Annotated in this window: 9 protein-coding genes; all 9 read left to right on the top strand. The window is 58.3% G+C overall.

Going from position 1 to position 8,555, the window contains the following annotated elements:
• Positions 1-603 precede the first annotated feature (603 nt).
• Positions 604-1,059 (top strand): hypothetical protein, encoded by a 456-nt coding sequence (locus ACXJ5O_RS13370; protein ID WP_457300315.1) that lies wholly within the window; start codon positions 604-606, stop codon positions 1,057-1,059.
• Positions 1,056-1,400, top strand: coding sequence for a SelT/SelW/SelH family protein (locus tag ACXJ5O_RS13365; protein ID WP_271895438.1), 345 nt, complete (start codon positions 1,056-1,058; stop codon positions 1,398-1,400). Before ACXJ5O_RS13370 ends, ACXJ5O_RS13365 begins: the two co-directional genes overlap by 4 nt.
• On the top strand, positions 1,397-2,350 hold the full coding sequence (locus ACXJ5O_RS13360) for a sugar-binding transcriptional regulator (RefSeq protein ID WP_457300314.1): 954 nt from the start codon (positions 1,397-1,399) through the stop codon (positions 2,348-2,350). The genes ACXJ5O_RS13365 and ACXJ5O_RS13360 overlap by 4 nt, the downstream gene beginning before the upstream one ends.
• A 111-nt stretch (positions 2,351-2,461) precedes the next feature.
• Positions 2,462-3,772: an ABC transporter substrate-binding protein gene (locus tag ACXJ5O_RS13355; RefSeq protein ID WP_457300313.1), complete on the top strand. Its 1,311-nt coding sequence runs from the start codon at positions 2,462-2,464 to the stop codon at positions 3,770-3,772.
• A gap of 106 nt (positions 3,773-3,878) precedes the next feature.
• A complete protein-coding gene (locus tag ACXJ5O_RS13350; protein WP_114431462.1) occupies positions 3,879-4,751 on the top strand; it encodes a carbohydrate ABC transporter permease in 873 nt (290 codons plus the stop codon).
• A 4-nt stretch (positions 4,752-4,755) separates the two neighbouring features.
• Entirely contained in the window at positions 4,756-5,586 is an 831-nt protein-coding gene (locus ACXJ5O_RS13345) for a carbohydrate ABC transporter permease (protein WP_457300312.1), read from the top strand.
• A 12-nt stretch (positions 5,587-5,598) separates the two neighbouring features.
• Positions 5,599-6,597: an ABC transporter ATP-binding protein gene (locus ACXJ5O_RS13340; RefSeq protein WP_457300311.1), complete on the top strand. Its 999-nt coding sequence runs from the start codon at positions 5,599-5,601 to the stop codon at positions 6,595-6,597.
• A 76-nt stretch (positions 6,598-6,673) separates the two neighbouring features.
• Positions 6,674-7,450: an L-iditol 2-dehydrogenase gene (locus ACXJ5O_RS13335; RefSeq protein WP_457300310.1), complete on the top strand. Its 777-nt coding sequence runs from the start codon at positions 6,674-6,676 to the stop codon at positions 7,448-7,450.
• 56 nt (positions 7,451-7,506) lie between these two features.
• Positions 7,507-8,555, top strand: a 1,049-nt coding sequence (locus ACXJ5O_RS13330) for a mannitol dehydrogenase family protein (RefSeq protein ID WP_457300309.1), incomplete at its 3' end; no start/stop codon positions are given.

Genomic DNA, 8,555 nt, shown 5'->3' with positions numbered 1-8,555 from the left:
AACCCCTCCCCGTCGCTTCGCTCCGTCCCTCCCCACAAGGGGGAGGGTAACAGCGCTTTATCCTGCAGCGTCACCTGTTTCGCGTGTGTAGCGATGACAGTTGCGACGGTCTTACCCTCCCCCTTGTGGGGAGGGACGGAGCGAAGCGACGGGGAGGGGTTCGTCTCATAATTTCAGTTACTTCAAAAAATAATCGTGGCTGTTTATCCAACACCTCCAAACCTGACTTATTCTATTCCCGTCCTTTCCACGGGAACTGCTTCCGGAGCCGTTCGAATTGGGGAGAGGATCGGCGCCTCCGATGGCGGGTAACGGACCCGCTGTCCGGAGAAGTTCTGTCCAAGGGTTCCCCTGCCGGTACTACGACTGGCGTGTGCTGGACGAGCACTTCGAAAGGGGCTTTCGGCAGCGGGCGAAGCAATTCACCCAAAGCCGAGGCCTCCCAAGCGGAACGGGCGGGATCAAAAGACGCCGGACGGGCGGTCTTCGGATCGCATTTTTATTCTACAAAGACGCGCTTCGACGACCGCCCGTCTTCCCAACCATTCAATGGCCAGACTCGGGATGAGGGCGTGGCAAGGAACAACCGCAAGGAGGCGAAGCATGGGCAAGCAGAAACAGACTTCGACAGACAACATGATTCCATTCGTCGAGTTCATGCCGGATCCATTGGCGCCGGTACCCCTGGAACGAGCGCCCCGCTGGCCCCAGCAGACCGATGAGCAATATGCTGCGCAATGGGAGATGACCAAGCGGGCACATCGGCGATGGGTGGTTGCGCTGTCGGCTTTTCAGGCAATGGCAACGATCTATGGCTACCACAAGAACTGCAAGAACCCGCAATGCCGGCGCAAGCATCGCTGCACCGGAATAAGGCTGGAGGAGAACGACGATTATCCAGTTCCACTGTTCCCGCTCTGCGGTACCATCGAGATGGCCGAACGGGCTCGTAGTGGGATCGTCGCGATGTCCCGCATTGTTGCCACGAACCATCGTGCAATGGTTGCCCCAGACGGCAGCTTACATCCGGGTGTGGAAATGCTAGAAGACGAAACATGACAACAAAACCGCGCATCACCATCACCTATTGCACCCAATGCAGCTGGATGCTGCGCGCCGCCTGGATGGGGCAGGAACTGCTGTCCACCTTCGGCGCCGATCTTGGCGAGGTGGCGCTGATCCCCGGCACCGGCGGCATCTTCGAGATCCATGTGAACGGGGATCTCATCTGGGAACGCAAGCGCGACGGCGGCTTTCCCGAGGCGAAGGTCCTGAAGCAAAAGGTGCGCGATATCGTCTGGCCCGAACGTGATCTCGGCCACTCGGACGGGCATAAGGCCACCGGGGTCCCCGCCAGCAACGAGCAAGGCGAGGCGCTTAAGGGCGGGGCAGACAAGTGAGTAAGCCGGAGGTTACCACGACCAGGCTCGATGATGCGGCACGCGCCGGCTGGCTCTATTATGTCGCCGGCAACACGCAGGATGAGATTGCCGCCAAGCTTGGCATTTCGCGCCAGTCGGCGCAGCGCATGGTGTCGCTCGCCGTGTCGGAAGGGCTGGTCAAGGTCCGGCTCGACCATCCGATCGCCCGTTGCCTTGATCTCGCCGAGCAGTTGAAGCAGCGTTTCGGCCTGAAGATGGCGGAAGTGGTGCCGACCGACCCGGGTTCAACCTCGACGACGCTCGGCGTTGCCGATGCGGCGGCGGCGGAGATGACGCGCTGGCTGAAATCGGAAACGCCGATCGTTCTTGGCATCGGCACCGGCCGCACGCTGAAGGCGGCGATCGAGCTGCTGTCGCCGATCGAATGTCCGCAGCACAAGGTGGTGTCGCTGACCGGCAATATCGCGCCGGATGGTTCGGCGGCTTTCTACAACGTCATTTTCAATATCGCCGACAAGATCAAGGCGCGCTCGTTTCCGATGCCGCTGCCGGTCATTGCCTCTTCGCCGGAAGAGCGCGAATTGCTGCACAGCCAGGCGATGATCCGCCCGGTGCTGGAATTGTCGGCGCAGGCGACTGTCGCCTTTGTCGGCATCGGCGACCTCGAGGACGATGCGCCGCTCTTCATCGATGGCTTCATCTCGCGCCAGGAACTTCTGGCGCTCAGGCAGGCCGGCGCGGTCTGCGAAATCGTCGGGCGCGCCTTCGACCGCAACGGCGTGCCGATCCAGGGCCTGACCAACGATCGCGTCGCCAGCGCGCATATTCCTTCGCGCGACACCGCCATGGTCATCGCCATTGCCAAGGGGCCGAAAAAGCTGCCGGGTATCGAAGCGGCGCTGAAAGGCAGCCTTATCAATGGCTTGATCACCGACGAGGCGACGGCGGAAGCATTGCTCGCCAGCTGACTTTTTTCATTTGCTGCAGCGCAACGACGAATTGCCCTTGACTTGTTTTGCTATTGTGTGAGTATTTGCCCATACCACAAGCAATTGCTCATAACATTCGGGAGGAATGAAATGTTATCAAGAACGCTTCTGCTCGGCGCGGCGTCGGTACTCGCCATGTCGAGTTTTGCGCATGGGGAAACGCTGACCATCGCCACGGTCAACAATGGCGACATGGTCCGCATGCAGAAATTGACTGAAGATTTCACCAAGAAAAATCCGGACATCCAGCTTGAATGGGTGACGCTCGAAGAAAACGTATTGCGTCAGCGCGTCACCACCGACATCGCCACGAAAGGCGGCCAATACGACGTCATGACCATCGGAACCTACGAAGTGCCGATCTGGGCCAAGCAGGGCTGGCTCCTGCCGCTCGACGGCCTTGGCGCCGATTACGACAAGGCTGACCTTTTGCCGGCTATCGATGCCGCCGTCTCCGTTGACGGCAAGCTCTACGCCTCGCCGTTCTATGGCGAAAGCGCGATGGTCATGTACCGCACGGACCTGGCCGAAAAGGCCGGTGTCAAGATTTCGGAAAAGCCGACCTGGGACGAGATCGCCGATGCGGCGAAGAAGATGACGGACAAGTCGACTGAGACCTACGGCATCTGCCTGCGCGGCAAGGCCGGCTGGGGCGAGAACATGGCGCTCCTGACCGCGATGTCGAATTCGTTTGGCGGACGCTGGTTCGATGAAAAGTGGCAGCCGCAGTTCGACCAGCCTGAATGGAAGAAGGCGCTGACCTTCTACGTCGACCTGATGAAGGAAGCCGGCCCTCCCGGCGCATCGTCCAACGGCTTCAATGAAAACCTCGCGCTGTTCCAGACCGGCAAATGCGGTATCTGGATCGATGCGACGGTGGCCGCGTCCTTTGTGACCAACCCGAAGGACTCCAAGGTTGCCGACAAGGTGGGATATGCGCTGTTCCCGACGGGCGGCGTCGAAAACCATGGCAACTGGCTATGGGCCTGGAACCTCGGTATTCCTGCAGGCACAAAGAAGGCTGAAGCTGCGCAGAAGTTCGTCTCCTGGGCAACCGACAAGGCCTATACGGAACTCGTCGCAAGCAAGGAAGGCTGGGCGAACGTTCCTCCGGGCACACGCAAGTCGCTTTATGCCAATCCTGAATACGAGAAGGCGGCTCCCTTCGCCAAGATTACGCTTGATGCGATGAACGCGGCCAATACCACCAAGCCGACTGTCAAGCCGGTGCCTTATACGGGTGGCCAATTCGTTGCCATTCCCGAGTTCCAGGGTATCGGCACAGCCGTGGGTCAGCAGTTTTCGGCGGCGCTTGCCGGCTCGATGAAGGTTGACCAGGCTTTGCAGAGTGCGCAAGCGCTCACGACTCGCGAGATGACCAAGGGCGGCTACATCAAGTAGAATCCGCTCAGGCATCCGTACGGTTTCCTGACGCGAATGTCAGGATCCGCCCGGGCCTCCTTCTGCATTCTCGCTTTTTGATGATTGCTGTATTGGAACCCTGACCATGGCTACGCTTCAGACACGTGCAACCGCCCGTCTCATGATGTCGCCCGCCGTCATCCTCCTGTTTTTGTGGATGATCGTGCCGCTTGTCATGACGCTGTATTTTTCGTTCCTGCGCTACAATCTTTTGATGCCTGGAACCGAGGAATTTATCGGCTTTCTCAATTATCAGTACTTTCTCACTGACCCGGCATTCTTCACCGCGCTCGGCAACACGCTCATGCTGGTCGGCGGCACCCTGCTGATCACGGTTATTGGCGGTATCTTGCTGGCGATCGTGCTGGACCAGCCATTCTGGGGTCAGGGCATCGTCCGGCTTCTGGTCATCGCGCCGTTCTTCGTCATGCCGACCGTTTCGGCGCTGGTGTGGAAGAACATGCTGATGCATCCCGTAAACGGCTTGTTCGCGTGGATCGCCCGCTCGTTCGGGTTCCAGCCCATCGACTGGTTCGCCCAGCTGCCGCTGTTTTCGATCATTCTCATCGTCGCCTGGCAGTGGCTGCCTTTCGCCACGCTGATCCTGCTGACCGCTTTGCAATCGCTTGACGGCGAACAGATCGAGGCTGCGGAAATGGACGGTGCCGGCGCGCTTTCGCGGTTTTTCTACCTGGTGCTGCCGCACATGTCGCGCGCCATCACCGTGGTCATCCTCATTCAGACCATCTTCCTGCTCAGCGTCTTCGCCGAAATTCTGGTGACGACCAATGGCGGTCCAGGACTTCAGACGACGAACATTACCTATCTGATTTATGCGCAGGCGCTTCTGCAGTTCGACGTCGGCGGCGCTTCGGCAGGCGGTATTGTCGCGGTGATCCTCGCCAACATCGTCGCTTTCTTCCTCATTCGCCTCATCGGCAAGAACCTGGAGAGGTAGAATCATGGCCCGCTCAKTCACAACACAGCGGAAGCTGACATTCACCATCCTCGGTTGGGCTATCGGTCTGCTGATCTTCTTTCCGATCCTGTGGACGTTCCTGACCAGCTTCAAGACAGAAGGAACGGCAGTCGCAACGCCGCCGCAGTTCCTGYTCTTCGATTGGACCCTGGAGAACTACCACGAGGTGCAAAGCCGATCCAACTATATGAAACACGTCACGAACTCGGTGGTGATTTCCGTCGGCTCGACGCTCATAGGTCTGGCTCTCGCCATTCCCGCGGCATGGGCGATGGCGTTCTCGCCAACCAAGCGCACCAAGGACGTGTTGATGTGGATGCTGTCCACCAAGATGATGCCGCCGGTCGGCGTTCTGGTTCCGCTCTACCTGATTTTCCGCGATTGGGGGCTTCTGGACACGCGTCTTGGCCTTGTAGCAGTCCTGACCATGATCAACCTACCGATCATTGTTTGGATGCTCTACACGTACTTCAAGGAAATCCCAGGTGAAATTCTCGAAGCAGCCCGCATGGATGGCGCATCGCTGATGAAAGAGATCGTCTATGTGCTGACGCCGATGGCCGTACCGGGGATCGCGTCGACCATGCTGCTCAATATCATTCTTGCATGGAACGAGGCGTTCTGGACGCTGAACCTGACAGCCGCGAATGCCGCACCTCTCACCGCCTTCATTGCGTCCTATTCCAGTCCCGAGGGCCTGTTCTGGGCCAAATTGTCGGCTGCATCCACCATGGCGATTGCGCCGATCCTGATCATGGGATGGTTCTCGCAAAAGCAGCTGGTACGGGGTCTGACCTTCGGCGCTGTGAAATAAGGGGGAAATATTATGGGAAGCATTACACTCGAAAAAGTATCGAAATCATTTGGAACCACATCGGTGATTCCGGAAATCGACCTTGAAATCGTTAATGGTGAATTCGTTGTCTTCGTCGGTCCTTCCGGCTGCGGCAAGTCCACGCTGTTGCGGATGATCGCGGGACTCGAAGATTTGAGCGGTGGCCGCATCATCATCGATGGCAAGGATATGTCGAGCGAGGCGCCCGCCAAGCGGGGCCTCTCCATGGTATTCCAGTCCTATGCGCTTTATCCGCATATGAGCGTCTACGGCAACATCGCGTTCCCCCTGAAAATGGACGGCCAGGACAAGGCTGCCATCGACAAAAAGGTCAAGGATGCGGCGCATATCCTCAATCTCACCAACTATCTCGATCGCCGGCCCGGACAACTATCCGGCGGTCAGCGCCAGCGTGTCGCGATCGGTCGCGCAATCGTGCGCCAGCCCAAGGCGTTTCTCTTCGACGAGCCGCTATCCAATCTTGATGCGGCACTTCGCGGCAACATGCGGCTGGAGATAAGCGATCTGCATCACCAGCTGAAAACGACGATGATTTACGTCACCCACGATCAGGTGGAGGCGATGACGATGGCCGACAAGATCGTCGTACTGAATGCCGGACGCATTGAGCAGGTCGGATCGCCGCTTGACCTCTACCGCAGCCCGAGGAACGTTTTCGTTGCCGGGTTCATCGGCTCGCCGCGCATGAATCTTGTCGAGGGGCAGGAAGCTGCCAAGCACAACGCGGTCACACTCGGCGTCCGGCCGGAACATGTCCGTATCTCGAAAACAGAGGGCGCCTGGAAGGGCACCGTGGGCGTGACGGAACACCTCGGCTCCGACACGTTCATCCACGTGCAGGTTGACGGCTTAGGCAAGATCACCGTGCGGACCGATGGCGATTTCATCACCGATTTCGGCCAGCAGGTGTTTCTCACCCCGGAACCGGCACGGCTCCATCGCTTTGATGCGAACGGCCAGGCAATCTGAGCAATTCCAGCAAAAGTAGGAACCGGTTTTCCGTCCGGGAATTGCGAAATAAAACAGAGATAATGAGTACAATGAAATGAACAGACTGGCAGGCAAGACGGCATTTATCACAGGCTCGGCACGGGGCATCGGGCGTTCGTTCGCCGAGGCCTATATACGCGAAGGCGCCGCGCATGTGGTGATCGCCGACATCAATCTGGAGCGTGCGCAGGAGACTGCCAGAGAACTTGGCAGCCAGGCGCACGCCGTCCGCCTCGATGTTACGGATCAGGCCTCGATTGATGCCGCGGTCAAGGAAACGGTCGACAAATTTGGCGGCATCGACGTGCTGATCAACAATGCCGCTTTGTTCGATCTGGCACCGATCGTCGAAATCACCCGCCAAAGCTATGAGAAGCTCTTCGCCGTCAATTTCTCCGGCACGCTGTTCACACTGCAGGCGGTCGCCAAGGCGATGATTGCGCGCGGCAAGGGCGGCAAGATCATCAACATGGCTAGTCAGGCAGGGCGTCGCGGTGAGCCACTCGTGGCGATTTACTGCGCCACCAAGGCCGCGGTGATCAGCCTGACCCAGTCCGCTGGGCTGAATCTCATTGAACACCGTATCAATGTGAACGCGATCGCTCCGGGGGTGGTTGACGGCGAGCACTGGGAAGGCGTCGATGCTCTCTTTGCCAAGTATGAAAACAGGCCGCGCGGCGAGAAGAAACGCCTCGTCGGTGAAGCCGTCCCCTATGGCCGGATGGGCACCGCCGAAGATCTGACTGGCATGGCGATTTTCCTTGCAAGCAGCGAGAGCGACTACATCGTCGCGCAGACCTACAACGTCGACGGCGGCAATTGGATGAGCTGACGTTTCAGCGGCGCTGAACGGTGCACGCAACCTATAAGAATAGAAGGTTAGGCCCGATGACTGTAAAACTTTCAAAAGCCGCGCTGCAAAAGCTGCCGGAGAATGTCGGCGTTCCCGGCTATAGCCAATCCGACCTGAAGGCCGGGATCATTCACTTCGGCATCGGCAATTTCCACCGTGCACATCAGGCGGTCTATCTCGATGCGCTGTTCAACGCCGGGACAGATCATGAATGGGGTCTTGTCGGTGCAGGTGTGCTTGCCTCCGATGAGGTCATGCGGCAGAAGCTGAAGGAGCAGGATTGGCTGACCACGGTGGTCGAACAGGACAGTGGACACCGGGTCGCGCATGTCACGTCGTCGATGATCGACTATCTGCAGCCCGGCGACAGTGCAAACACCATCGCACGACTTGCGGATCCCGAAATCCGTATCGTTTCGATGACCATCACCGAGGGCGGTTATTTCATCGATCCGGCTTCCGGCGTTTTCAATCCGCAGCATCCTGCAATCGTGGCCGATGCAGCCGACATCGCAAACCCGAAAACCGTATTTGGCCTGATCCTTGCCGGGCTTATTCGCCGGCGCAACGAAGGCACCGCACCGTTCACCGTCATGTCCTGCGATAATATTCCAGGCAATGGCCATGTAACCAGTGATGCCGTCAGCGGATTGGCCGCGCTAGTCGATGCGAATCTGGCCGAATGGATCAGGCAAAATGTTGCGTTCCCCAACAGCATGGTCGATCGGATCACCCCTGCGACGACCGATCGCGAGCGCAACCTCTTGGCGACGGATTTCGGCATAGACGATAATTGGCCGGTTTTCTGCGAGCCATTCAAGCAATGGGTTCTGGAGGATCATTTCCCTACGGGCCGGCCGGCGCTTGAAAAAGTTGGCGTTACCTTTGTCAGGGACGTCGCACCCTATGAGCTGATGAAAATCCGCATCCTCAATGGTGGACACGCAGCGATTGCCTATCCCGCAGCTTTGATGGATATTCATTTTGTCCACGAGGCCATGGAAGAACCATTGATTCGCGAATTTTTGACCAAACTTGAGCGGGAGGAGATTATTCCGGTCCTGCCGCCCGTACCCGATAGATA

Source organism: Phyllobacterium sp. P5_D12, from assembly GCF_054049495.1.
The sequence above is the reverse complement of the archived record's forward strand: the minus strand, read 5'-3'. Positions and strand labels throughout refer to the sequence as shown.